Origin of the sequence: Luteipulveratus mongoliensis (assembly GCF_001190945.1) — a bacterium.
Taxonomy (GTDB): Bacteria; Actinomycetota; Actinomycetes; order Actinomycetales; family Dermatophilaceae; genus Luteipulveratus; species Luteipulveratus mongoliensis.
Map to the genome: position 1 here is coordinate 3885015 of NZ_CP011112.1, position 25199 is coordinate 3910213.

Below are 25199 nucleotides of genomic sequence, written 5' to 3' on the forward strand. Positions count from 1 at the left end.
AAGCAGGCTCATGCTGCGCTCGCGACTGCGTCGTCCCAGGCACACCGCTGCACGATGCGTCGGCGCAGCTTCATGATGTCCCGCGGGCGGTTGATCGTCAGTGCACCGACCAGCTGATCGCGGCGTCGGTACAGCGCGGTGAACCCGTCGATCTCTGAGCGGGTGACGACCACATCGTCGGCCCGAGGCGTACCGACGAACTGGATGCGGTGGTCGTACCAGTCCGACCAGAAGTACGGCACAGACGACAACGGACTGGCTGCACCTGGGTCGAGCAGATGTCGGGCGGCGGCCGCACCCTGCTCCGCGGCGTTGGTCCAGTGCTCGAGTCGCATCAGGTCACCGTCGAAGAGCGGGTTGGCCACGTGCGCCACGTCGCCGGCCGCGTAGACGCCGGGTACGCCGGTCGCCAGGGTCGCATCGCAGATGATGCCGCCGTCGGCGTGCAGTGGTACGCCGCTGCCGGCCAACCAGTCCGTCACGGGCCGCACGCCGATCCCGACGACCACCAGGTCCGCGGGCAGGATGGTGCCGTCCTCGAGCCGTACGCCGGTCACTCGGCCTTCGCTGCTCTCGAACCCAGCCGTGCTGGCACCCAGCCGCAACGCCGTTCCGTTGCGGCGGTGCAGCTCCGCGCAGGCGGCGCCGACATCCGGGCCGATCGACCGCACCAGCGGCAGGTCCAGCGCCTCGACCACCGTGACGTCGAGGTCCCGCTTGCGCGCCGCAGAGGCGATCTCCGAGCCGATGAAGCCGGCTCCGATGATGACCACCCGTGGGCTGCCGTGGAGCGCCGTGCGCAGCGCGAGCGCATCGTCCACGGTGCGCAGGTAGTGAACTCCCGACAGGTGCGCAGAGCCCGGCAGCACCCTGGAGGCGGCACCCGTCGCGACGACCAGGCCGTCGTACGACACCTGCCGGTCCGCGACCGACACGACGCGCGACTCGGCGTCCAGGTGATCAGCCGGAGCGCCGAGCATCAGCTCGACGTCCAGCTCGCCGCCGAGCTCGGACTCCGTGCGGTAGGGCGTCACCGCATCGGGGCCGTCGATACCGAGGAATGCCTTGGACAGCTGCGGGCGGTCGTAGGGCAGATGCTCCTCCGCGCCGATCAGGGTGATCGCGCCGCCGTAGCCCTGCCTGCGAGCTGCTTCGACGGCACGCAGGCCGGCGAGTGAGGCTCCGACCACCACCAGGCGGTCCATCGTCAGCCCTGCAGTGTCAGCGCGAGGACGGGGCAGGCGTCGACCGCCGCGCTGAGCTCGGTGCGGTACTCCTCGGCCGGCTCCTCATCGAGGATGTGGACGAAGCCGTCCTCACCCACCTCGAAGAAGTGGTCGGCCATGGCCTCGCACATCCCGAGCCCTTCGCATCGATCGCGATCAGCGACGATCTTCACGCTACCTCCACCTTCTCGATAGGGACGAAGTCGACCTTCTCACGCACGCCGCAGTCCGGGCAGCACCAGGAGTCTGGAATGTCCTTCCAGGCCGTGCCGGCCGCGAAGCCCTCGTGCTCGTCACCGGCCGCGACCTCGTAGACGTACGAGCAGCCTGGGCAGCGCGCGACCAGCACCTCGTTGTCGAACTCGTGAGCAGTCGCGTCGTCCAGCGTCTCATCGTGCTCGTGCACCGGAGCCGGATACTTCGCCAGGTACTTGTCGCGCTTGCGTGGGCTGATGTTGGCCAGCGTGATGTCACCGTCGAAGTGGTTCAGCACGCGCTGGTCCATCACGCGTCGCCAGATGGCCGGCACGATCGTCAGCACGATCATTCCTGCGTAACCGGTGGGCAGCACCGGCGACTCCTTGTAGTCGCGCAGCGCCTGGTACCGGCGAGTCGGGTTGGCGTGGTGATCGCTGTGCCGCTGCAGGTGGTAGAGCAGCACGTTGGTCGCGATGTTGTTGGAGTTCCAGCTGTGGCTGGGGTTGACCCGCTCGTAGCGCTGACGGCCCTCCTGACCGACCAGCTGGCGCTTCATGCCGTAGTGCTCCATGTAGTTGATGACCTCCAGGAGCGAGAAACCCATCACGGCCTGGATGAGGAAGAACGGTGTGATGGCGAAACCGTTCCAACCGCCGGCCCGCGGAGCGTTCCAAACCAGCGCCACCAGCCCCAGGTACAGCACGAGCGACATGACCCACGCGTTCAGCACCTCATTGCCGATGTGGAAGGGGTGGGTGTTCTTGCGCGCGTAGCGCTTCTTCTCCAGGTTCCAGGCACTCTTCAGCGAGCCGGAGACCGTGCGCGGCCAGAACTGGTAGAAGTTCTCACCCAGGCGCGCGCTTGCAGGGTCCGGAGGGGTCGCCACCCGCACGTGGTGACCGCGGTTGTGCTCGATGTAGAAGTGGCCGTAGCAGCTCTGCGCCAACGCGATCTTGGACAACCAGCGCTCGTTGGCCTCCTTCTTGTGACCGAGCTCGTGGGCGGTGTTGATGCCGATACCACCGACAGCGCCGATCGAGATGCTCAGCCCGATCTTGCTGATCAGGCTCAGATCGAGGTGGTCGACCACCAGCGGCTTGCTCCAGCTCATCCCGCCCAGCCAGTCGGTCAGATGCAGCACATCGGTGATGGCGTGGATCGGGTTGATGCCCACCACGATGGCCATCGCACCCCAGAGCCCGAGGTACTGGATCGGCAGGTAGAGGTAGGTGATCCACCGGTAGTACTTGTCCCTCTCCAGCGCCTCGATGAGGTCGTCAGGCGGGTTCTCCTGGTCCAGTCCAACGACGAGGTCGATCGCCGGAACGATGCCCAGGATGAGGATCGGACCGATCCACACCATCCACGACCAGCCGAGGTACAGGTAGGCGATGATGACGGCGATCGCCAGGGACGGGATTACGAGGCCGATCATCCACAGGTAGCGCTTCTTGTCTTTCCACTGCTCCGTGGAGCCTTCCGGGATCGTCCCCGTGCCAGGTGTCGCGGTGACCATGACGTCCTCTCCTCCATGCCGATTAGACAAAAAGGTAGAGTTTGTACACCGCGTTGGACAAGAGGCTCGCGGATGTCAATGTGACCGGCGCCACTTTGCCCCGGAATTCCGGGCCACGGTGCGTCCAGCATGCGAGACGCGGCCGGCCCACAGAGTGGGTCGACCGCGTCAGGACTCCGGCGTACGCCGGCGGTCAGGTCAGGCGGACTCCTTGCGCTGAGCGCGCTTCCGGGCCGGGGCGTCACGCCGCACGATCGTGGGGTTGACGTTGTCAAGAACGACCTCGCGGGTGACGACCACGCGGGCGATGTCGTCCTCGCTGGGCACATCGAACATGACCGGCTGGAGCACCTCCTCCATGATCGCGCGCAGACCGCGAGCACCGGTGCCACGCAGCATCGCCTGCTCGGCCACTGCCTCGATCGCGTCGTCGGAGAACTCCAGCTCGACGCCGTCGATCTCGAACATCTTCTGGTACTGCTTCACCAGCGCGTTGCGCGGCTCGGTGAGGATCGAGACCAGACCTTCGCGGTCCAGCGGCGCCACCGTGGTGATGACCGGGAGCCGGCCGATGAACTCCGGGATCAGCCCGAACTTCATCAGGTCCTCGGGCAGCACGTCGTCGAAGTGCTCAGCCGCGTCCTTGGCGGCTCGCAGCTCCGAGCCGAAGCCCAGGCCCTGCTTGCCGGCGCGCGCCTCGACGAGCTTCTCGAGGCCGGCGAAGGCACCCCCCACAATGAACAGCACGTTGGTCGTGTCGATCTGGATGAACTCCTGGTGCGGATGCTTGCGGCCACCCTGCGGCGGCACTGAGGCGGTGGTGCCTTCCAGGATCTTCAGCAGCGCCTGCTGAACGCCCTCGCCGGATACGTCACGGGTGATCGAGGGGTTCTCGCTCTTGCGGGCGACCTTGTCGACCTCATCGATGTAGATGATGCCGGTCTCGGCCTTCTTGACGTCGAAGTCTGCAGCCTGAATGAGCTTGAGGAGGATGTTCTCGACATCCTCGCCGACATAGCCGGCCTCGGTCAGCGCCGTGGCATCCGCAATGGCGAACGGGACATTGAGCATCTTGGCCAGGGTCTGGGCCAGATAGGTCTTACCGCAGCCCGTCGGCCCGATGAGCAGGATGTTGGACTTGGCGATGTCGACCGACTCCGCGTCCTTCTTGGGCGCCTGCTCAGCGGCCTGGATGCGCTTGTAGTGGTTGTAGACCGCGACGGCCAGCGCGCGCTTGGCGACATCCTGACCGACGACGTACTGCTCGAGGAACTCGAAGATCTCCCGCGGCTTGGGCAGCTGGTCCAGACCGAGCTCGGAGGACTCCGCGAGCTCTTCTTCGATGATCTCGTTGCACAGATCAATGCACTCGTCGCAGATATAGACGCCCGGGCCGGCAATGAGCTTTTTGACCTGCTTCTGGCTCTTGCCGCAGAACGAGCACTTGAGGAGGTCGCCGCCCTCTCCGATGCGTGCCACGCGCGTCCCTTTCGTTGGTCCGGACTGCCACTGCGTCGACGCCCCCTGCCGGACTATTGCGACCGGTGAAGCGGTGCGAGCGACGCTACCTCGATTGACTACGAGGATCCCTTATTGAAACCCATTCAAGCGTGGCGCACCGCGCCGGCACACCCCTGTCCGCTGATGGCGGAACGCCCTGGGTGTACGAGCGGGGCCGGGTCTCCCGACCCGGCCCCGCTCGTACGGCATGCCTTGCTCAGTCCTCGGCCGACGCCTTGCGCGTGTTGAGGACCTGATCGATGAGGCCGTATTCCTTGGCCTCCAGGGGCGTGAGGATCTTGTCGCGCTCGATGTCCTTCTCGACCTGCTCCTTGGTGCGACCCGTGTGCTTGGCCAGCGTGTCCTCCAGCCAGGCGCGCATACGCAGGATCTCGTTGGCCTGGATCTCCACGTCCGAGGCCTGACCGCCGGCGCCCTCCATGGCGGGCTGGTGGATCAGGATGCGTGCATTGGGCAGCGCGAACCGCTTGCCCGGCGCACCAGCGCCGAGCAGCAGGGCGGCAGCCGAGGCAGCCTGTCCCACCACGAACGTCTGCACGTCGGGTCGGATGTACTGCATCGTGTCGTAGATGGCGGTGAGCGCCGTGAACGAACCACCTGGAGAGTTGATGTACATCAGGATGTCCCGGTCCGGGTCCTGGCTCTCCAGCACGATCAGCTGGGCGATGATGTCATCCGCCGAGGCGTCGTCCACCTGCACGCCGAGGAAGATGATGCGGTCCTCGAACAGCTTGGTGTAAGGGTCCTGACGCTTCATCCCGTAGGACGTGCGCTCCTCGAACTGCGGGAGGATGTAGCGGCTCGTCGGCTGCTGCCCGCGCAATCCGCCGTACAGGTGTCCGGTCATGTCTGCTCCATAAGAGTTGGTCATGTCGATCTCGCTCACTCGGCCACATCGACGCGGTCCGTGGACCGCTCGAAGACGTGGTCGACCAGCCCGTAGTCCTTGGCGTCACCCGCTGAGAACCAGCGGTCGCGGTCGGAGTCGTTCTCGATCTGCTCGACCGTCTGGCCGGTGTGCTCGGCGATCAGCTCAGCCATCTGCTTCTTGATGAACAGCAGCTGCTCGGCCTGCGTCTTGACGTCCGAGGCGGTGCCCTGGATGCCACCGAGGGGCTGGTGCATCATGATCCGCGCGTGCGGCGTCGCGTAGCGCTTGCCCTTGGCGCCGGCAGACAGCAGGAACTGGCCCATGCTCGCCGCCAGGCCCATCGCCACGGTGGCCACGTCGTTGGGAACCCACTGCATGGTGTCGAAGATCGCCATGCCGGCGGTCACCGACCCACCGGGTGAGTTGATGTAGAGCCAGATGTCCTTCTCGGGGTCCTCGGCAGCGAGGAGCAGCAGCTGGGCGCAGATCGCGTTGGCGTTCTCGTCGCGCACCTCCGAGCCGAGGAAGATGATGCGTTCCTTGAGCAGGCGGTTGTAGATCTGGTCATCCAGGCCCGCGACCGCGCGCTGGGTCTCCATCGTTGTCACTGCTTCTCCATCCGTCGTGCCCTCACGGGTGCTGACCTCTTCGTGGACCCTAACGTTCGGTCTGCGCCGCTTCGTCCCGGGTTGGCCCGGTGTTCGCCGTGAGCAGAAGGTCCGGGCCAGGCGCTGGGCGTCCAGAGAACGGTCAGACGCCTTGCCCGGAGAACACCGCGCGCTGTCTGGCCTGCCACGACCCGGCGCGGTAGTAGGGCCCCGTCCAGGCATCCGTCTCGGCGAGCTTGCCCACGCCGGCGTCGGCCGGTGAGCCGGACCGGTGTCCCTGGGCCCACGCCCGGAAGACGAAGTGCATGAAGATCCGGTGGTACTCCGTCAGATAGATGTCGGCCACGCGTCGTACGACCTCGGCCGAACCCGCCGTACCCCGACCGCCGCGGATCACGACGGTGTTCTCCTCGTTGGTCGTCGTCGAGGCCACGGAGTAGTTGGCACTGCCGGTCAGCACGGTGGGGTCGTCGGTGAGCGGGTCGATCAGGATGATCTTGGTGTGCACGTAGCGCACGTGGGTGTTGAACCCGGTCAGCCGCTCCCCCGCCCACTGCTCCAACGGACCGTCGGCGAGGTGGGCACCGGTCGAGATGCGTACGTCCGGGTCGGAGGTCGGCACCCTGTCCTTGGCGGGCGGCGGCTTGTCGAGCAAGACCGTGCGCACGACGTCCTTGTCGGTCCGCAGGGTTTCCCGGAACACCGCATTGAGGCCGAAGGCACCCGTGATGTGCGAGCTCACCGTCGCGGAGTCGAACAGCCGGGCGTACCACTCCAGAACACCGTCATCGCCGTCCCGCGGCGAGAACACGCCGTCGACACCCTTGGGCGCCGGCACCGTGTCGTGGACCGGGTCAGCCGTGGTGTGCTGCGCACGCAGCTCCGCCGTGGTCGCGGGCGACTGGAGCCTGGTCCACTCGTCGAGGAACGCCTGCGCAACCGCCTTGTCACGGATGATGTGGCCGACGTTGGAGTGGCCGAAGATCGCGCCCTGCGTCAGGTTGGTCGAGCCGGTCCACACGGCAACAGGCTTGTCCTTGTGCAGCAGCACGAGGAACTTGTCGTGCATCAGCGCCGACACGTTCTTGGCATCACGCCACGTGATCGCCGGCAGCAGCCCGGCCTTGTCGGCGGCTTTGCGCGCGTCGGCCGCCGTCGTGTCGTCGGTGCCGTGACCGCGACCGTGGACAACCAGCCGCAGGTCCGCGCCGCGCTGGCTCGCCGCCGCAAGTGCGGAAAGCCCTGTCTCCCAAGTGAATTCGTAGAACGCTCCCCGCAGACTCCACTTGGCGGTCTTGGCCTCGCCGCAGAATCCGACGAAGGCCTCGCCCAGTCCTCTCGACAACCAGGTCATCGCCGGATCGGTCTCGGCCGCCGCCTGACGGGGCTCGTACCCGGCAAACCGCTTGGCGTACGCCTGGGAGCCGGCGACGCCGCGGTTGAACCAGATCCCGTGGTGCCCGTCGTCCTCAACCTCGGTCCGCACGTCGACCGCGGCCGTCGCGAGCTCGGTGAGTGCGCCCGGACGACCGCCCATCGCACTGATCTCATAGGTGTAGTCGTAGCCCGGTTTGGCCGTGTAGTCGCCCCACTGGAACCCCTGGATCGGATGGTCGCGGGTCGACCAGTCACTGCCCGGTGTGGGGTCCGGTACGACGGACGGGAACGTCTTCATCCCGCGCAGCCAGTAGGTCTCGTCCTCGGTGTGGTCGATGCGCCGGATACCGAAGCCGAGACAGTGCTTCGGAGATGTCAGGTCCATACCCAGCAGCACGGAGTGCGTGCCGGCGACGGCATGGACCAGCAGGCCGTCGTTGCTCGCCTGTGCTCGCATACCCCGACCGTAGGCCTGCGACATGAACGGCGGAAGAATCCTTCACAGCGTCCCGAGCAATGCAGCAGCGGCCGGACCCGTCGGGTCCGGCCGCTGCTGTGCGTTGCTGGTGGGTCGATCAGGCCTTGGCCGGTGCGCTCTCGTCGGCAGCTTCAGAGACCTCGGCCCCATCGGTGGCAGGCACCTCGGTCTCGGCCTCCGCGTCGGCGGTGGCCGCCTCGTCGGTGGCCTCGTCCTCGATGGTGTCCTCGTCCTCGCCGGTGTTGAGGCTGTTGAGGTCGACCACGTCACCGTTGGTGTCGACGACCTTCGCCTGCTCCAGGACCGTGCTCAGCGCCTTGCGGCGGGCGACCTCGCCCATCACCGCGGGCACCTGGCCCTGCTGGTCAAGCGCCTGCGCGAACTGGTTGGGGTCCATGCCGTACTGCTGGGCGCTCATGATGAGGTACTCGATGAGCTCCTCCTGAGACACCTCGACGTCGTCGCGCTCGACGATCTCGTCCAGCAGGAACTGCGTACGCAGGGCCTTGCGGGTGCTCTCGTCGACCTCGGCGCGGTGCTCGTCATCCTCGAGGCGGTCCTCGCCCTCGAGGTGGCTGTTGACCTCGGCCTCGACGATGCTGTCCGGCACCGCAATCTCGACGGTGTCGAGCAGGTGGTCCAGCACCTTGTCGCGCGCCTGCACGCCCTGCTCGAACCGCTTGCGCTGCTCGACCTCCTTGCGGACGTCGCCCTTGAGCTCGTCGATGGTGTCGTGCTCGGAGGCGAGCTGCGCGAAGTCGTCGTCGAGGTCAGGCAGCTGACGCTCCTTGACGGTCTCGACGGTGACGACGCACTCGGCGTCCTCGCCCTCGTGGTCGCCACCGGCCAGCGGCGCGCTGAACGTCTTGGTCTCGCCGGCCGCCATGCCCTCGAGCGCGTCGTCCAGGCCCTCGAGCATGTTGCCGGAACCAACCTCGTAGGAGACGCCGTTGACGGAGTCGATCTCCTCGTCGCCGATCGTGGCCTTGAGGTCGAGGGAGACGAAGTCGCCCTTGGCCGCGGCGCGCTCGACGGCGACCAGCGTGCCGAAGCGCTCGCGCAGCGAGGTCAGCTCCTCGTCGATGTCGCCGTCGGTGATCTCGATCGGGTCGACCTCGACCTGGATCCCGTCGAAGGACGGCAGGGTGATCGCGGGACGGATGTCGACCTCGACGGTGAAGTGCAGCTCGTCACCCTCGTCGGCCGGCACCTTGGTGATGTCGACGTCGGGCTGGCCGAGCGGGCGTACCTCGTGCTCGTCGACGGCCTTGCCGAAGAAGTCCGGGAGCGCCTCGTTGACGGCCTCCTGGATGACGGCTCCGCGACCGACGCGCTGGTCGATGATGCGGGCTGGGACCTTGCCCTTGCGGAAGCCGGGGATCTGGATCTGCTGGCCGATGGTCTTGTAGGCCGCGTCCAGGCTCGGCTTGAGCTCCTCGTACGGGACCTCAACGGTCAGCTTGACCCGGGTCGGGTTGAGGTTCTCGACGGCACTCTTCACTGCCAGCACTCCAGATTGATGTCGGTTGCGATGGGTCCGGGTCCGGCACGGATGGCCCCCGGAACAAGCTGCCGCGGGAGCTGCACGTGACGTGAGCCGCGGCACTAGCGGTCCATGGTAACGGCTCCGGCCCACCACCAACGACACACGGTCAGATCAGGGCCGAGCGCGCAGAACCCATGCCGACTCGACGATGCCGGGCGGGTGAGCCTGCGAGCCCGTCCGGAGGAGGAGACCAAGGCCATCAGACACAGAACGATGCCGGCGGGGCGAGCCTGCGAGCCCAGCCGGAGGAGGAGACCAAGGCAAATGGAAAGTCGGGGTAGCCGGATTCGAACCGGCGGCCTTCCGCTCCCAAAGCGGACGCGCTACCAAGCTGCGCCATACCCCGTACCTGACGTTGTGGCCGCTGCCCACTGGATGGGGGCCGATCCGCGCAGGTCACGCGGCTCAGACCGACTCGAGTTGGGGCGGGGTCCGTCGGGGCAGTAGGCTAACGCCCCGCACGACCTGCTCTGCACCGGGTGACCATTTCGCTCCGGTCGCGGCCGCCGGTCGTGCTTGCGGGTGTAGCTCAATGGTAGAGCCCCAGTCTTCCAAACTGGCTACGCGAGTTCGATTCTCGTCACCCGCTCTCTACAGCACCTGGTGCTGGGCGCGACACGCCTTTGGCGTCATTCCAGGGAGTTCCCAGGAATCGGCGTACGGCCCGTCATTCTGCAGATTTCTGGACATTCACTGCGAAATTCACGCTGCGTCACCCTCGACGGACCGCGAGGGGTATGCATAGGTTGGAGGCAGTCGTTCGGTGAAGAGCCGGACAAGACTCCGGCCAGGTGCCGGTACTTCGACAAGGAGTGATCAATCGTGGGTCTTCTGGATGACGCCAAGAACAAGGCCGAGGAGCTCAAGGACAAGATCGGCGGCGACAAGCTCAGCGAGGGTGTCGACAAGGCCGGCGACTTCGCGGACGAGAAGACCGGTGGCAAGTTCGGCGACAAGATCGACCAGGGCCAGGACATTGCCAAGGACAAGCTCGGCGGCGAGTGAGCCGACGCGGCTGATGTAGCCGCGAGTAGTTGAAGGGCCGGGGCGTATCGCCCCGGCCCTTCAATTGTGCTGTCTACCAGCGCATTTCAGCGTCAGTCGCGCCACACCAGGACGACCGCTCGGTCATCGTTCTCACCGGCGAGTGCCGCCGCGCAGATGCGGTCAGCCGCACCATCGCCGTCGGCGACCGCGCGATCCGCAGCGCCCAGCATGCGGGTCACGCCTTCGGTGAGGTCCATGTCGTGCGTCTCGATCACACCGTCGGTGTAGAGCAGCAGCGCGTCGCCACGCTCGAGGCAGCCGTGGGACCGGGCGAACTGTGCGCAGTCGGGGTCCAGCACGCCCAGCAGGACGCCGTCAGCGCCGTCCACGGGCGCCCAGCGGTCCGAGGCCGACTGGTAGTGCAGGGCAGCGGGGTGACCAGCCGAACCGACGTCGTACGCGCCCGTCTGCAGGTCGAGGGAGACGTGCACGGCCGTGGCGAAGCCTTCGGGCCAGCCCTGGCGCAGCAGGTAGCTGTTGGCGGCCGGCAGGAACCGCGACGGCTCCGTGGCGCCGAGGAGGCTGGCGAACGCACTCGAGAGCATCAGGGACCGGGTGCCGGCCTGCAGACCCTTGCCGGAGACGTCCACGAGCGCCATCTCGAGGTGATCGGCCGACGAACGGTTGGAGACCAGGAAGTCGCCGGAGAACGCATCGCCGAAGGCCGGCTGGATGCTGCTCTCCGCGTGCCAGCCCTGCGGCAGGTCGGTGGGGATACGGCCCAGCTCGCGCAGCCGGTCACGCAGGTCGACCAGCATCGTCGCGCCGGCCGCCGGCGACATCCCGAGGTTGGCCCGCCGGCGGTCGACGGCGACGAGCAGCAGCATCACGACGGCGAGCGCCGCGAGCAGCGTGGGTGACGTCGTGGGGTTGCCGTGGGCGCTCGACGCGGTCAGCACCAGCGCGGCGCCGGACGCCGCGAAGACGGTGTACATCTGCACCGCGTGCAGGAAGAGTCCCGCGGCGACGACGATCGGCACGAAGGGCGCGTACGACATGTGCTGCGGCCACATCTGGAGCGCGGTCGACGTGATGAGTACGAGCGCGAGGAGGACCATGACGGCGGCGCGTTGCGCCGGCGCGGGCCCATCGACCACACGTCGGACGGGCCGGGCGATACGCCGCGGAGCTGCTGTTACATCAATGGCCACGGCGTGAAGTTATCCCCGGAAAATAGGGGTTCCCGAGATCTTTACTACTTCCTTAACCGGCTCTTCCCTGATCCAGACACTCGGTCGCGGTATACGATGTCAAGCCCCGTCAGGCAAAGATTTGTCCTGTTCGTACGCGGCCACCATGTCGAGCCGTCGCTGGTGCCGTTCTTCGCCGGTGAACTCGGTCTTCAAGAAGACGGTCACCATCTCCTTGGCTTCCTCGACGGCGGTGAATCGACCGCCGATCGAGATGACCTGAGCGTTGTTGTGCAGTCGCGCCAGCTCGGCGAGCTCGGTGTTGTAGCAGAGCGCGGCACGCACCCCGGCGACCTTGTTGGCCGCCATCTGCTCGCCGTTCCCAGACCCACCCAGCACGATGCCGAGCGATCCCTCGTCGGCGGCAACGGCTTCAGCCGCCCGCAGCACGAAGACCGGGTAGTCGTCCTGGGCGTCGTAGTCAGCGGGACCGTGGTCGATGACCTCATGGCCCTGCTCCCCCAGCCACGTCACCAGTGCCCGTTGCAGCTCGTACGCCGCGTGGTCTCCTCCGATGTGAACTCGCACGGCGCCCATCCTGCCATCGGTGTGCTGTGTCACGATGCCGGGGACTGACCCGTCATCTGTGATCACTCTGGAGCCCACCTGTGCCTGGCAAGAACCTCACCCGCGAGGAAGCGCGTACCCGCGCAGACCTGCTGACTGTCGCGTCCTATGCCGTGACGCTCGACCTGACGACCGGAGCCGAGACATTCCGGACCCGCGCCGAAGTCGCCTTCGATGCGCAGGGAGGTGCGAATTCGTTTATCGACTTCCTCGGCGAATCCGTGCAGGCGATCACGCTCAATGGTGAATCACTAGATCCAGCAACCCATTTCGACGGCTCTCGGATCGAGCTGACTGGCCTGCAGGAGCACAACGAGCTGACCATCGAGGCCACCGGTCGCTACATGAACACCGGCGAGGGCCTGCACCGGATGGTCGACCCGACCGACCAGGAGGTCTACCTCTACACGCAGTTCGAGGTCGCCGACTGCCGTCGGATGTTCCCGGTCTTCGAGCAGCCCGACCTCAAGGCGACCTACCAGTTCACGGTGACCGCACCCGCGCGCTGGGAGGTCATCAGCAACCAGCCGACGCCCGACCCCGTGGCCGCACCGCAGACGTACACCAACGTCAAGGGCGAGGAGGAGCCAGCGGCGACCTGGACCTTCGAGCCGACCGAGCGGATGAGCTGCTACATCACGGCTCTGGTGGCGGGGCCGTACGACGTCGTGCGCGATGAGGTGCAGACCCGTGGCGGCACCATCCCGCTCGGGGTCTACTGCCGCAAGTCGCTGCGCCCCTACCTCGATGCGGACAACATCTTCGACTGCACCAAGAAGGGCTTCGCGTTCTTCGAGGAGGAGTTCGACCAGGCCTACCCGTTCACCAAGTACGACCAGCTCTTCACGCCGGAGTACAACGCGGGCGCGATGGAGAACGCCGCCTGCGTGACGTTCGCCGAGATCTACATCTTCCGTGCCAAGGTCTCCGACGCCCTCATCGAGCGTCGGGCCCTGACGATCCTGCACGAGCTCGCGCACATGTGGTTCGGCGACCTGGTCACGATGAAGTGGTGGGACGACCTCTGGCTCAACGAGTCCTTCGCGGAGTGGGCGTCGACGACCTGCCAGGCGGAGGCGACGCAGTGGGAGTCGGCGTGGACGACGTTCGGCACCGCTGAGAAGGCCTGGGCCTACAGCCAGGACCAGCTCTCCTCCACCCACCCGATCGCGGCCGACATCACCGACCTCGAGGCGGTCGAGGTCAACTTCGACGGCATCACCTACGCCAAGGGCGCCTCCGTCCTCAAGCAGCTAGTGGCGTACGTCGGCCGGGAGCCTTTCGTGGCCGGGCTGCGGACCTACTTCGCCAAGCACAAGTGGGGCAACACCACCCTGACCGACCTGCTCGTCGAGCTCGAGGCGACCTCGGGCCGGGACCTGAGCCAGTGGTCCAAGCTCTGGCTCGAGACCGCCGGGGTCAACACGCTGACACCTCACATCGAGACGGACGAGGCCGGGGTGATCACCTCCGCGGTCGTCGAGCAGACCGCCACGGAGGAGCTGCCGACGCTGCGGCCCCATCGTCTGGCTGTGGGTCTTTATGCGCTGCAAGGTGATTCGCTCGTCCGCACTGAGAGCATCGAGGTCGACGTCGACGGCGCGCGCACGGAGCTTCCGGCGCTGGTCGGCAAGGTCAAGGGTGACCTGCTGCTGCTCAACGACCAGGACCTCGCCTATGCCAAGATCCGCCTCGACGCGGACTCCTTGCGGACCGCGCTGAAGCATCCGCGAGCGTTCACCGACTCCCTGCCCCGGGCTCTGGTCCTGGGTGCGGCGTGGGACATGACCCGCGACGCCCAGCTGCCGGCCCGCGACTTCGTACGGCTCGGCCTCGACGCGCTGCAGGACGAGACCGACTCCAACCTGCTGCGGGCCCTGATCGGCCAGGTCGGCGCCGCTGCGACGCGTTATGCCGCACCCGAGCACCGCGATGCTTTGCTGACCGAGGTCACCAAGACCCTTCGTGCGCTTGCGGTCTCGGCTCAGCCAGGCAGTGACGCACAGCTGCAGCTGATGGAGGCTTTCGCCGGCGAGGCGCACACGGATGACGACGTGGCCTACATCCGCGGGCTCCTCGACGGCACCAGCACGCTGGCGGGCCTGGAGGTCGACACCGAGATGCGGTGGACCTTGTTGACGTCACTCGCTGCTGCCGGCGCCGCTGATGACGCCGCGGTGGCCACCGTGCAGCAGCAAGACCCGACGGCAACCGGTGCCGAGCGCGCGGCGCGCGCCCGGGCCGCGATGCCGACGTCCGAGGCCAAGGCCGACGCCTGGACGCAGGTCGTCGAACGTGACGACACGCCCAACCAGACGCTGCGGGCCATCGGTGTCGGCTTCCAGACCGTGCACGACGCCGAGCTGCTCGCGCCCTACATCGAGCGCTACCACGACTCGATCGCGGCGGTCTGGAAGGAGCGGACGATGGCCACGGCCGGCTCGATCGCCACGCTCATGTACCCCTCGCCGCTGGCCAGTCAGGCGCTGCTGGACGCCTCCGAGCGGTGGCTGTCCGAGAACTCGACCGCTTCTGCCGGGCTCGTCCGGGCCGTGGCCGAGAACCGCGACTCGGTGCGGCGCGCGCTGCGCGCCCAGGCGTACGACGCGGCACAGGCCTGATCTGTCGTCGCCGGGCGGCGAGCCCTCGTCAGGTGAGCACTTCAATCACCTCACGTGCGGCTCGTTGTCCGGCCTCGACGGCACCCTCCATGTAGCCGCTCCAGGCGGCTGCGGTCTCAGTGGCGGCCCAGCTGATCGGCCCGATCGGTGCGGTCAGCGCCTGGCCGAAGTGGATCCAGCCACACGGCCCGGGGTTGGCGTTGTAGCAACCCCGGGTCCATTGCCGCTCGACCCAGGCACCCTCGACGATGAGGTCCGGCTGGGCGGCCCGCGGCCCGAAGTGTCGGCCGAGTTCGGCTCGTAGCGCGTCCTGCCGCTGCGCCTGCGGCCAGGCGCCGGCAACCCTGGCCGATTCACCCTCCAGGAACGCCAGGATGATTCCGGGACCGCCCGAATCTTCAGGCATACCACTGTCATTCGACATCCGGGCCGGGCCGGGAGCAGAGATGAGCTGACCATTCAAGCCGTCGGCACGCCAGAACGGTTCGTCGTAGATCGCGAACGCCTTGAGCGCCGATGCCTGTGGCATCCGCTGCGTCAGCTGGTCGCGCTGGCCAGGCAACGGCGGGTCGTACATGATCCGTCCGGCGAGAGTGGGAGCCAGCGCGACGACCACCCGTCGTCCGCGCGCGACGAGGCCGCCGCGGCAGGTCACCGTGACCTGGTCCGGCGCGTGCTCGATCTGCAGCACGGGCGACCTCAGTACGACCCGCTCCCCCAGCGCTGCTGCGAGCCGCAGCGGAATCTGCGACGTGCCACCGATGAACCGCCGTGTCTGCGCACCGCCCTCGGACTCCGACAGCAGATCGGCGGAGACCCCGCAGCTGACGACATTGACCAGCAGCCCCAGCAGAGAGACCTCGACGGTCGGCACGGCAAGGATGCCGACGGTGCAGATCTCCAGCATCGACCGCGCAATCGGGGAGAGACCCTGTGCGTCGTACCACTGGCCCACGGTGATCCGGTCCCACTCGTCGGCGTGCGGGGCTGCCCACGGCTGCTCGGCGCTCACCTCGGCAGCCATCCGGTCCAGCGTGCGCAGGACCCGCTCGACACCGGCCATGTCCTCGCCGTACGCGGAGTGGAACGCCTCTCCCCGCAGCACCCGGCCGTCGAGCTCGTACGACGTCTCGCCCTCCTCGAACTGTGGGTACAGCTCGATCCCGAGCTCGCCGGCGAGTGCCTCCATCCGGTGATGGGTGTCGCCGATCCATTGAGCACCGAGCTCGAGATGCACTCCGGGCAGCGCCTCCTCGGTGAGGATGCGTCCACCGACGCGCTCGTCCGCCTCGAGCACGAGCGGCTCGAGGCCGGCTGCCAGCACCTCACGCGCAGCGATCAGGCCGGACAGCCCCGCACCCACCACGATCACATCGGCCTCGCGCGACATCGCCACTCCTTCAGGTCGTAGGGCTGCAGTGCTAGGAGTCGAATCCCAGGCCCATCCGGTCGAGCGTCCGCAGCCAGAGGTTGCGATGACCCGCATGCTGGTCGGCGTGCTCAATAGCCTTCTGCGTCAATCGAATTGCGAGAGTTCGAGCGGGCTCGGGCGGGAACGGCAGGGGCTTGCGGCGGACCATCTCCAGGCGGGTCCGCTCGGTGTCGGCACCGCTGAGCAGGTCGAGCATCACGCGCGCACCGAACCGGCTCGAGCCCACACCCAGGCCGGTGTAGCCGACGGCGTAAGCCAGGCGACCGTCGTACGCCGTCCCCCAGAACGGGCTGAACCGGCTGCAGGTGTCGATCGCCCCACCCCATCGGTGCGTGAAGCGCAGTCCCGCGAGCTGCGGGAAGGTCTCGAAGAAGTGCTGGGCGAGCGTGGCGTACGTCGCCGGTCGCTGGTCGTACTCGGTGCGCACCTGTCCGCCGCGGTGGTAGACGGCGTCGTAGCCACCCCACAGAATGCGGTTGTCGGCTGTCAGCCGGTAGTAGTGGAACTGGTTGCCTGCGTCCGAAAGGCCCTGTCTCCCCTGCCAACCCACCGTCGCGCGCTGCTGCGGTGACAGCGGCTCGGTGACCAGGACGTAGTCGTACACCGGGACGATGTAGTGGCGCAGCCGGCGCAGCAGACCGGTGAACACATTGGTGCCCAGGGCGATCTGGCGAGCGCGGACCGCGGCGTACGCCGTGCGCACCCTGACGTCGACTCCGTCCCGCTCGAGACCGGTCACGGGGCTGTGCTCGTGGACTCGGACGCCGATGTCGAGGCAGGCGCGGCGCAGACCCCAGGCGAGCTTGGCCGGGTGGACGAGCGCAACGCCTTCGGGGTCGTACAGCCCGGCGAGATAGGTCGGCGACGCCACCAGGTCACGCGTCCGATCCTGATCCAGCAGCCGCGCACCGCCACCATGCGCGGCGAGCAGGTCTGCCAGCTCACGCAATTCGTCGACCTGCCAGTCGGCCACCGCGACGTCCAGCTCGCCCGTGCGTTCGAACTCGGCGTCGATGCCGTACCGCAGGAGCGTGTCCTCGATGCCGTCCAGATTGTGCCCGCCCATCTCCTGCAGGCGATCGAACTCGGCCGGATAGCGCGACAACCCGTTGGCCTCGCCGTGGGTGAGGCTGGCCGCGCAGAAGCCGCCGTTGCGGCCCGACGCGGCCCAGCCGACGGTCCGGCCTTCCAGGAGCACGACATCGCGACCCGGATCGTCCTCCTTGGCCTGCAACGCGGTCCACAGGCCGGTGTAGCCGCCGCCCACGACCACCAGGTCCGCCTTGGTGTCACCAACCAACGCCGACGTCGGCTCGGGAGCTGCGGGATCGGCCAGCCAGAAGACCGCAGGCTCAGCGTCCGCAAGCGCCGAAACGGCCGAGGAAATCATGATTGATGGTAGTTCCGGGGATCGGCGAAAGGCCCCGACTCGGCGGTTAACCGACGGCTACTGTTCGCAGCAGTGCACCGCTGGATGCGGGCGCCCTCGGACGGAGGTCGATGACCATGACCACGCAGTCTCCCGAGCGGCCGGCCGCCGGGGATCTGGCCGAGCACAAGGGCCTCCACGAGGACAGCCTGACCTTCTCCAGCACCTTGTCGATCGGGCTCGCCTCGGTCGCGCCCGCCTACTCCCTCGCCGCCACCCTCGGCTACGTCGTCATCGAGGTCGGCGTGCTGGCCCCGGTCGCGGTGATCCTCGGATTCATCCCGATGCTCCTCACCGCATACGCCTATCGCGAGCTCAACCGCGTGATCCCGGACTGCGGCACCACGTTCACCTGGGCGGCCAAGGCGTTCGGCCCGCGTACGGGCTGGTTCGGCGGCTGGGTCATGACCCTGGCCGGCATCATCGTCCTGACCAACCTCGCAGAGGTCGCTGCCCGCTACACCTACGACCTCGTCGGCCTGGACGCACTGGCCGAAAACCGTTTCTGGGTCACGGTTCTCGGCGTCATCTTCATCGCCGTGATGATGTACGTGTCCTACCGCGGCATCGAGATCGCCGCCTGGATGCAGAACGTCATGGTCGCGTTGCAGTACATCGCCCTGGCCGTGCTCGTGGTGGTCGCCTTCATCGCGATCGCCGGGGCGGACCGGCCCGACACCTCCATCGACGTGTCGGCGTCCTGGTTCAATCCGATGGAGTTCTTCAACGGTGGCGGCGGCTTCTCGGCGCTCGTCGAGGGCATGATCCTGATGCTCTTCATCTACTGGGGCTGGGACACGATCCTGTCGCTCAACGAGGAGACCAAGGAGCGCGCCAGCACACCCGGTCGCGCAGCGGTGGTCGCGACCGTCATCCTCCTGGTGACCTACCTGCTGACGAGCGTCGCGACGGTGTCGTACGCCGGAGTCGGCTCCGAGGGCATCGGGCTCGGCAACGAGGACAACGCCGACGACGTGTTCCGAGCCATCGGCGAACCTGTCCTGGGCGGCTGGAACTGGATCGTCCTGCTGGCCGTGCTCGTCTCGGCCGCGGCAGCGACGCAGACCACGATCCTGCCGGCCGCGCGCGGCACGCTCGCCATGGGTGTCTACCGCGCCCTGCCACGCGAGTTCGCCAAGACCCACCCCAGATACCTCACCCCGTCGACCTCCACCCTGGTCATCGGTGGCGTGGCGATCGTGCTCTACATCGCGCTCAGCCTGCTCGGCGAGAACGCCTACGGCGACGTGCTGCTGGCGATCGGGTTGCAGATCGCGCTCTACTACGGCCTGACGGCGCTCACCTGTGTCTGGTATTTCCGCAAGGACATCGCCCGCGGTGGGACCGATCTGTGGGTCAAGGGCGTCATGCCTCTCGTCGGCGGTCTCATCCTGGTGTTCGCGTTCTGCTGGAGTGCGAAGGACATGTTCGCGGCCGACTACGGCTACCTCGGGTCGTGGACCGTGCCGGGCCTCGGGTGGGACATCGGCAGCGTCTTCCTGCTCGGCATGGGGTCGATCCTGCTCGGGCTCCCCATCATGGAGTTCCTCGCCCGCCGTGCTGAGCAGCGTCCGTACTTCGCGGGCGAGACCTTGCATCGCGACACGCCCGTCCTCGCTCCGGAGGCCTGAGGCTCCGAATCCCGTTGGTGTCCGGGCAAACTCGAACTAGGCGCTCAGCTCATCGACGATCGCCTGAATGCGGCGCTGACGCGTCTCGTCCTGCTTGGCGGATTCGACGGAGAGCACCCGCTGGAGCTGCTTGCTGTATGACAACGCGTCGAATGCGGCACGCGCGCCCGGGCGCGCATCGAGAGCATTCGCGAGGACGTCGGGCACGTCCACGGTGCGCGGCGCCGTGTCGTGCTCGAGCTCGACCTCCACCACGTCACCGGCCGAGACCCGCGCCGCTTCCCGATTGATCGCGCTCAACGGCAGCATGTAGTCACCGGAGTAGACCGCGACCGTGCTGCGGTAGGTGTGGCCGCCGATGGTCACCCGCACCGGCGGCTTCTTGCCAACACCGATCGCCTCGATCACCTCTGCGGGCACGCGGAGGCCGGTCGCCGTCTTGCCGTTGAGCTCAACAGTCGTCGTGAACCGATGAGTCATCCCTGCGGCTGCTTCTGGGTCACGTTACGGATCAGGCGCTTGGCTCGCCGCGACACCATGACCTCCTCGAGCGTCACCGGCTCACCGTCCGGGCCGGCCAGGGGCAGGCGCCAGTTGGGGTACTCCTCGTCGGTGCCCGGCTGGTTGATGGTGCGTACGTCGCCCACCAGGTCCGAGACCGCGACGCCGATGAGTCGGGCGGGGCTCCAGGTGAGGTAGCGGTGCAGCGCATCGACCTGGTCCTCGACGGAGGCGGACTCGGTCAGCAGGTTGCGTCGGCGCAGCTCGGCGAGCACGGCCTCCCGCTGCGCATCGTCGGCGGCGGTCTCCTCCTCGAGCGAACGGGTGAGCAGTCCGAGCTGGTTGCGCACCCGGATGTGCTCACCGTCGAGGTAGCCGGCGGTTGGTGGCAGGTCGTGCGTCGTGACCGTTGCCAGGCACAGCTCGCGATAGCTCTCGGGGGACTTCGGCTGCACGCCGTCCTCACGCTCGAACCACAGGATGGAGGTGCCCAGCAGGCCGCGGTCGGAGAGGTAGTCGCGCACCCAGTCCTCGACGGTGCCGAGGTCCTCACCGATGACCAGGGCACCGGCTCGCTGCGCCTCAAGGGCGAGGATGCCGACCAAGGCCTCATGGTCGTACCGCACGTAGGTGCCCTCCAACGCCTGGCGACCCTTGGGCACCCACCACAGCCGGAACAGACCCAGGATGTGGTCGACCCGCAGCCCACCCGCGAGGCGCAGGATCGTACGGAGCATGTCGCGGTAGGGCGCGTAGCCCGCCTCGGCGAGCCGGTCGGGCCGCCACGGTGGCTGGCTCCAGTCCTGACCCAGCTGGTTGTAGTCGTCAGGCGGGGCGCCGACGCTCACACCTTGAGCGAGCACGTCCGCGAGCGCCCAGGCGTCTGCTCCGCCAGGGTGTACGCCGACGGCCAGGTCGTGCACGACGCCGAGTGACATGCCCGCAGCTGAGACCTCCCGCTGGGCGTCCGCGAGCTGGCTCTGCACGATCCACTGCAACCAGGAGTGGAACTCGACCTCGTCGGCGAGCCGCTCGCGCTCCTGCGCGACCGCCTCGCTGCGCGGGTCACGCAGCTCTTCGGGCCAGGTCTCCCAGGGCAGCCCGCGATCCATGACGAGGGCGCACCAGGTGGCGTAGTCGACCAGCCCCTCGCCCTCGCGTTCGCAGAACTCCTCGAAGTCCCGGCGCCGACGGTGGGTGCGCTCCTGGCGGAAGACCATCCGCAGCGCTGCCTGCTTGGCCTCCCACGTGCCGTCCCGGTCGAGGTCGGCCAGCGCGTTGAGGCGCCGCGCGTCGTCGCCGTGCCACTCGATCATCTGGTGCTCGGCCGCTGACAGGTAGCCGACCTCGGGCACCTCCTCGACCCGGATGTACATCGGGTTGACGAAGCGTCGCGACGTCGGCAGGTAGGGCGAGGGCTCCATCGTCGGGATCGGCTCAGCCGCGTGCACCGGGTTGATCAGGACGAAGTCCGCGCCCTGGCGAGCACCCCAGGTGCCGAGCTCGGCGAGGTCCGCAGCATCGCCGAGGCCCCATGACCGCTCGGAGCGAACGGAGTACAGCTGCGTCATCAGACCCCAGGCGCGCGAGCGCTTCAGCGGAGCCGGCAGCTCGAGTCGTCGCGGCGTGACGATGACTGATGTGGTGGCCACCTCGTCGCCATAGGTGACCTCGAAGCCGTGGTAGCCGAGGGGCAGATCAGGCGGCAGCTCGAAGGTGATCTCGCTGGTGAGCGTCCCGTCGATCTCACGTGGCTCGACGACGTGATCGGCCTGGACGACCTTGCGCTCCTCACCGTCCTCGAGGTGCAGCAGCGCGACCGGCTCGGCGCCGTCCGGCACATGGACGGCCACCCACGGCGTCCACCCCTGCCTGAGTACGACGACGCGCGGCAGCACCCGACGCCACGGCTCCTCCTGCCGGCGAGCGAGCGCCTCCTCCGTCTTGTCCAGCGTCGAGGCGTCGACCTCGAGTGCGGTGAGGACCGTGCGGATCGTGTCGTCGGAGACCCGGACATGGTTGCCACGCCAGTCCCAGTACTCCGTCGCGACGCCGTAGGCGCGAGCCAGGTCCAGGAGCGGGGAGGGAGCAGCGTGGGACACAGATCCTGCTTTCGCAGACGGCGGGTAGGGCTGCTCCGAGTGTCGCAGAGCACCCGTCCAGACGCGAGATGACGTGGCGGGGCGACCGGCGTACAGATGGGTTGGGAGGATGGCCCGATGAGCTGGGACTGGTGGAACGGATCAGAGAACGCGCACGGGCGCCCGCTGATGGTGATCGGCATTGTCCTGGGCGCCATCGTCATCCGCTGGCTGATCCATCGCATGATCGGCCGCGCCGTGCTCGCTATGGAGCAACGCCGGCCCTCGGCCCAGAGCGGCCGCGCCACCAGGGTGCTGCGTCAGGCAACCGGCCTGGACGACCAGCGTCGGCTCCAGCGGGCGGCGACCATGGGCTCGATCCTGCGATCGGTGACCACGATCGTGGTGTTCACGGTCGCAGCGCTCACGCTGCTGGCCGAGATCGGTGTCCCTCTCGCCCCGCTGATGGCGTCCGCGGGTGTCGGCGGTGTCGCGCTCGGCTTCGGTGCGCAGAGTCTGGTGAAGGACTTCCTGTCCGGCATCTTCATGATCGCCGAGGACCAGTACGGCGTGGGCGACGTCATCGACACCGGCGAGGCAGTCGGCACGGTCGAGGAGGTGTCGCTGCGGATCACCCGGCTACGCGATGCGAGCGGAGTCGTCTGGTACATCCGCAACGGCGAGATCATCCGGATCGGCAACCGGTCACAGGGCTGGTCCACCGCGGTGGTTGACGTCCCGGTCGCGTACGACCAGCCGATCGAGACCGTCCTCACGGTCCTGCGAGAGGTCGCGACGACCCTCAACCAGGAAGAGCCATGGAAGGACCGGCTGCTCGAGGTCCCGGAGGTTGCCGGCGTCGAGTCGGTAGCCGGCGGAGTCATGACCATCCGGATCATCGCGAAGTGCGCCCCCAACGAGAACTTCTCAGTCTCGCGCGAGCTGCGTGAGCGCTCGAAGGTCGCCCTCGACAGGGCGGGAGTCCGCGGACCCGGCTTCGCGGCGTACGGCGGCCCGGAGGCACCGGCGCCCGGCTGAGAGACTGTCGCCGTGACCGACACGTTCTACGACCAGGTCGGCGGACACGAGACGTTCGCCAAGCTCGTGCACGAGTTCTACCGGGGGGTCGCCGGAGACCCGCCGCTGCGCGCGCTCTACCCCGATGAGGACCTCGGGCCGGCCGAGCAGCGCTTCCTGATGTTCCTCGAGCAGTACTGGGGCGGGCCGACGACCTACTCCGAGCAGCGCGGCCATCCTCGGCTGCGGATGCGGCACATGCCGTTCGCGGTGACGCCCGACCAGCGGGACCGCTGGCTGCTGCACATGATGGCCGCCGTCGACACCCTCGACCTGGATGAGTCGCACGACCTGGTGCTGCGCGACTACCTCACGCGCGCGGCGTACTCGTTGGTGAACCAGCTCGACGAGGAACCCAGTACCTGATCTCGCGACCGGTCACCGGCCGTCGTACGACTTGAGGAAGCGTGCGCTCCACCGCACTATCCCTCGCGTCGAGATGCGTGGTCGAATCGATTCGACAGCGACCGGTCCGCTGCCTCAGACTGGATGGGTGACTGAGACGACCACGTCCGCCCAGCCTGCGGTCCGCACTGTCCACACCGGCACTCCCGACGGCGCGGCATGGTGGCGCGACGCGGTGATCTACCAGATCTATCCGCGGTCCTGGGCTGATGGTGACGGTGACGGCGTCGGCGACCTGCCCGGGATCATCGGGCGACTCCCCTACCTGCGCGACCTCGGCGTGGACGCCATCTGGCTGTCGCCGTTCTACGTCTCACCGCAGGCCGACGCGGGGTACGACGTCGCCGACTACCGCGACATCGATCCCGTCTTCGGGTCGCTCGCCGACGCCGACGCGATGGTCGCCCGGGCGCACGAGCTCGGCATCAAGGTCATCGTCGACCTCGTGCCCAACCACACCTCGGACGAGCACGTGTGGTTCCAGGCGGCGCTGTCCGCTGCTCCCGGCTCTCCCGAGCGCGAGCGCTACGTCTTCCGCGAGGGTCTTGGCCCGGACGGGTCGCAGCCGCCCAACGACTGGGAGAGTGTGTTCGGCGGGCCGGCCTGGACCCGGGTGACAGAGCCGGACGGGACGCCCGGCCAGTGGTACCTCCACCTGTTCGACCCCAAGCAGCCTGACCTCAACTGGGAGCTGCCCGAGGTCCGCGAGGAGTTCGAGTCGATCCTGCGGTTCTGGCTCGACCGCGGCATCGACGGCTTCCGGGTCGACGTGGCGCACGGGCTCATCAAGGAGCAGGGCCTGCCCAACTGGTCCGAGCACCAGAGCATGCTCGGCAGCGGGACCGCCGAGGCCCAGGACACCCGACCGCGACGTCGCGCACCGATGTGGGACCAGGACGGCGTACACGAGATCTACGAGTCGTGGCGGCGAATCCTCAACTCCTACAACGCAACTCACTCCAGCGACGCCGACCGCATCATGTGTGCGGAGGCGTGGGTGACGCCGGCCGAGCGTGCGGCTCGCTACGTCCGTCCGACGGAGTTCCACCAAGCGTTCAACTTCGACTTCCTCGAGGCCGAGTGGAGCCCCGAGTCCTTGCGCCAGGTCATCACATCGTCGTACGCCGCCAACGACTCGGTCGGCGCGCCGACCACGTGGGTGCTGTCCAACCACGACGTCGTACGCCACGCCTCGCGCCTCGGTCTGCCCGCCGGTACCAGGCGGCCCAACGGCATCGGCGTCGGCGACGCTCAGCCGGACGCCGCCCTCGGTCTGCGCCGTGCGCGGGCTGCGACGGCGCTCATGCTCGCCCTCCCCGGTGGCGCCTACCTCTACCAGGGCGAGGAGCTCGGACTCCCCGACCACACCGAGATGCCTGACGATGCTCGCCAGGACCCGACCTGGGAGCGCTCGGGACACACCGAGCGCGGGCGCGACGGGTGCCGGGTGCCTATGCCCTGGGCGCGGGACGCACCGTCGTACGGTTTCGGACCCTCGGAGCGCACCTGGCTCCCCCAGCCCGACTCCTACGCGGCACTCGCCGTCGACCAGCAGGATGGCGTGGACGGCTCGACGCTCGAGCTGTACCGGGCGATGCTGCGCCTGCGACGCGAGCTGCGGCTGGGTCAGGGTTCGCTGTCCTTCACCGACGAGGGGGGTTCCGTGGTGTCGGTCGTCAACGGTGCACCGGGTGGCGACGTGACCGTGATCGCCAACCTGGGCGACAGTCCCGTTGCGCTCCCAGCCGGTGCCACCGTGCTGGTGTCCAGCGAGCCGCTGGACGGGGACCGCCTGCCGCCCGACACGACCGCCTGGATCCAACTCGCCTCGTAGAGATGACAACCTGGCGTGACGGCCAGGGCCTCCTCCTGGGTAT

20 protein-coding genes and 2 tRNA genes are annotated in these 25199 nt (G+C 67.8%); 7 read left to right on the top strand and 15 right to left on the bottom strand.

What is annotated here, in order from left to right:
- Positions 1-8 precede the first annotated feature (8 nt).
- The 9 genes from VV02_RS18435 to VV02_RS18475 form a co-directional block, all read right to left on the bottom strand.
- A complete protein-coding gene (locus VV02_RS18435) occupies positions 9-1205 on the bottom strand; it encodes an NAD(P)/FAD-dependent oxidoreductase (RefSeq protein ID WP_052593871.1) in 1197 nt (398 codons plus the stop codon).
- Between the two features lie 2 nt (positions 1206-1207).
- On the bottom strand, positions 1208-1399 hold the full coding sequence (locus VV02_RS18440) for a ferredoxin (protein ID WP_052593872.1): 192 nt from the start codon (positions 1397-1399) through the stop codon (positions 1208-1210).
- On the bottom strand, positions 1396-2940 hold the full coding sequence (locus VV02_RS27365) for a fatty acid desaturase (protein WP_052593874.1): 1545 nt from the start codon (positions 2938-2940) through the stop codon (positions 1396-1398). Before VV02_RS27365 ends, VV02_RS18440 begins: the two co-directional genes overlap by 4 nt.
- Before the next feature lie 198 nt (positions 2941-3138).
- Positions 3139-4419 carry an ATP-dependent Clp protease ATP-binding subunit ClpX gene (gene clpX / locus VV02_RS18450; protein WP_052593876.1) on the bottom strand — a complete coding sequence of 427 codons (1281 nt, stop codon included), beginning with the start codon at positions 4417-4419 and terminating at the stop codon, positions 3139-3141.
- Between the two features lie 238 nt (positions 4420-4657).
- A complete protein-coding gene (locus VV02_RS18455; RefSeq protein ID WP_052597238.1) occupies positions 4658-5308 on the bottom strand; it encodes an ATP-dependent Clp protease proteolytic subunit in 651 nt (216 codons plus the stop codon).
- 35 nt (positions 5309-5343) lie between these two features.
- Positions 5344-5931 (bottom strand): ATP-dependent Clp protease proteolytic subunit, encoded by a 588-nt coding sequence (locus tag VV02_RS18460; protein WP_052593878.1) that lies wholly within the window; start codon positions 5929-5931, stop codon positions 5344-5346.
- A gap of 151 nt (positions 5932-6082) precedes the next feature.
- Positions 6083-7774, bottom strand: a complete 1692-nt coding sequence (locus VV02_RS18465) for a phospholipase D-like domain-containing protein (protein WP_169787716.1) — start codon at positions 7772-7774, stop codon at positions 6083-6085.
- 118 nt (positions 7775-7892) lie between these two features.
- Complete coding sequence (gene tig / locus VV02_RS18470; protein WP_052593883.1) at positions 7893-9296, bottom strand: trigger factor; 1404 nt, start codon at positions 9294-9296, stop codon at positions 7893-7895.
- A gap of 317 nt (positions 9297-9613) precedes the next feature.
- A tRNA-Pro gene (locus tag VV02_RS18475) sits at positions 9614-9687 on the bottom strand.
- A 172-nt stretch (positions 9688-9859) separates the two neighbouring features.
- On the opposite strand from VV02_RS18475, the gene VV02_RS18480 reads away from it, so the two are divergent.
- Positions 9860-9930, top strand: a tRNA-Gly gene (locus tag VV02_RS18480).
- 233 nt (positions 9931-10163) lie between these two features.
- On the top strand, positions 10164-10346 hold the full coding sequence (locus tag VV02_RS18485) for an antitoxin (protein WP_052593885.1): 183 nt from the start codon (positions 10164-10166) through the stop codon (positions 10344-10346).
- A 92-nt stretch (positions 10347-10438) separates the two neighbouring features.
- Here VV02_RS18485 and VV02_RS18490 read toward each other — a convergent pair whose 3' ends face one another.
- Positions 10439-11539 carry a PP2C family protein-serine/threonine phosphatase gene (locus VV02_RS18490; RefSeq protein WP_157063457.1) on the bottom strand — a complete coding sequence of 367 codons (1101 nt, stop codon included), beginning with the start codon at positions 11537-11539 and terminating at the stop codon, positions 10439-10441.
- A 99-nt stretch (positions 11540-11638) separates the two neighbouring features.
- A complete protein-coding gene (locus VV02_RS18495) occupies positions 11639-12106 on the bottom strand; it encodes a ribose-5-phosphate isomerase (protein WP_052597240.1) in 468 nt (155 codons plus the stop codon).
- Positions 12107-12186: 80 nt separating this feature from the next.
- Here VV02_RS18495 and pepN point away from each other — a divergent pair, with 80 nt between their 5' ends.
- A complete protein-coding gene (pepN, locus tag VV02_RS18500; RefSeq protein WP_052593890.1) occupies positions 12187-14766 on the top strand; it encodes an aminopeptidase N in 2580 nt (859 codons plus the stop codon).
- 28 nt (positions 14767-14794) lie between these two features.
- On the opposite strand, the gene VV02_RS18505 is transcribed toward pepN, so the two are convergent.
- The gene (locus tag VV02_RS18505; protein ID WP_052593892.1) at positions 14795-16156 is read right to left on the bottom strand and encodes a flavin monoamine oxidase family protein; all 1362 of its coding nucleotides are present in this window, start codon (positions 16154-16156) and stop codon (positions 14795-14797) included.
- A 31-nt stretch (positions 16157-16187) separates the two neighbouring features.
- On the bottom strand, positions 16188-17588 hold the full coding sequence (locus VV02_RS18510; protein ID WP_052593894.1) for an NAD(P)/FAD-dependent oxidoreductase: 1401 nt from the start codon (positions 17586-17588) through the stop codon (positions 16188-16190).
- Positions 17589-17704: 116 nt separating this feature from the next.
- On the opposite strand from VV02_RS18510, the gene VV02_RS18515 reads away from it, so the two are divergent.
- On the top strand, positions 17705-19258 hold the full coding sequence (locus tag VV02_RS18515; protein ID WP_052597242.1) for an APC family permease: 1554 nt from the start codon (positions 17705-17707) through the stop codon (positions 19256-19258).
- A 36-nt stretch (positions 19259-19294) separates the two neighbouring features.
- Here the strand turns inward: VV02_RS18515 and VV02_RS18520 are convergent, their stop codons facing one another.
- Positions 19295-19738, bottom strand: a complete 444-nt coding sequence (locus tag VV02_RS18520) for a YdeI/OmpD-associated family protein (protein WP_052593896.1) — start codon at positions 19736-19738, stop codon at positions 19295-19297.
- Positions 19735-21861, bottom strand: a complete 2127-nt coding sequence (malQ, locus tag VV02_RS18525) for a 4-alpha-glucanotransferase (protein WP_052593898.1) — start codon at positions 21859-21861, stop codon at positions 19735-19737. The genes VV02_RS18520 and malQ overlap by 4 nt, the downstream gene beginning before the upstream one ends.
- Positions 21862-21978: 117 nt before the next feature.
- On the opposite strand from malQ, the gene VV02_RS18530 reads away from it, so the two are divergent.
- The 3 genes from VV02_RS18530 to VV02_RS18540 all read left to right on the top strand — a co-directional run bounded on the left by VV02_RS18530 (position 21979) and on the right by VV02_RS18540 (position 25156).
- Complete coding sequence (locus VV02_RS18530) at positions 21979-22878, top strand: mechanosensitive ion channel family protein (RefSeq protein ID WP_245633128.1); 900 nt, start codon at positions 21979-21981, stop codon at positions 22876-22878.
- A gap of 12 nt (positions 22879-22890) precedes the next feature.
- Positions 22891-23283, top strand: coding sequence for a globin (locus VV02_RS18535; protein WP_052593901.1), 393 nt, complete (start codon positions 22891-22893; stop codon positions 23281-23283).
- Between the two features lie 73 nt (positions 23284-23356).
- Positions 23357-25156 carry a glycoside hydrolase family 13 protein gene (locus tag VV02_RS18540; RefSeq protein ID WP_083450273.1) on the top strand — a complete coding sequence of 600 codons (1800 nt, stop codon included), beginning with the start codon at positions 23357-23359 and terminating at the stop codon, positions 25154-25156.
- Positions 25157-25199: the final 43 nt, after the last annotated feature.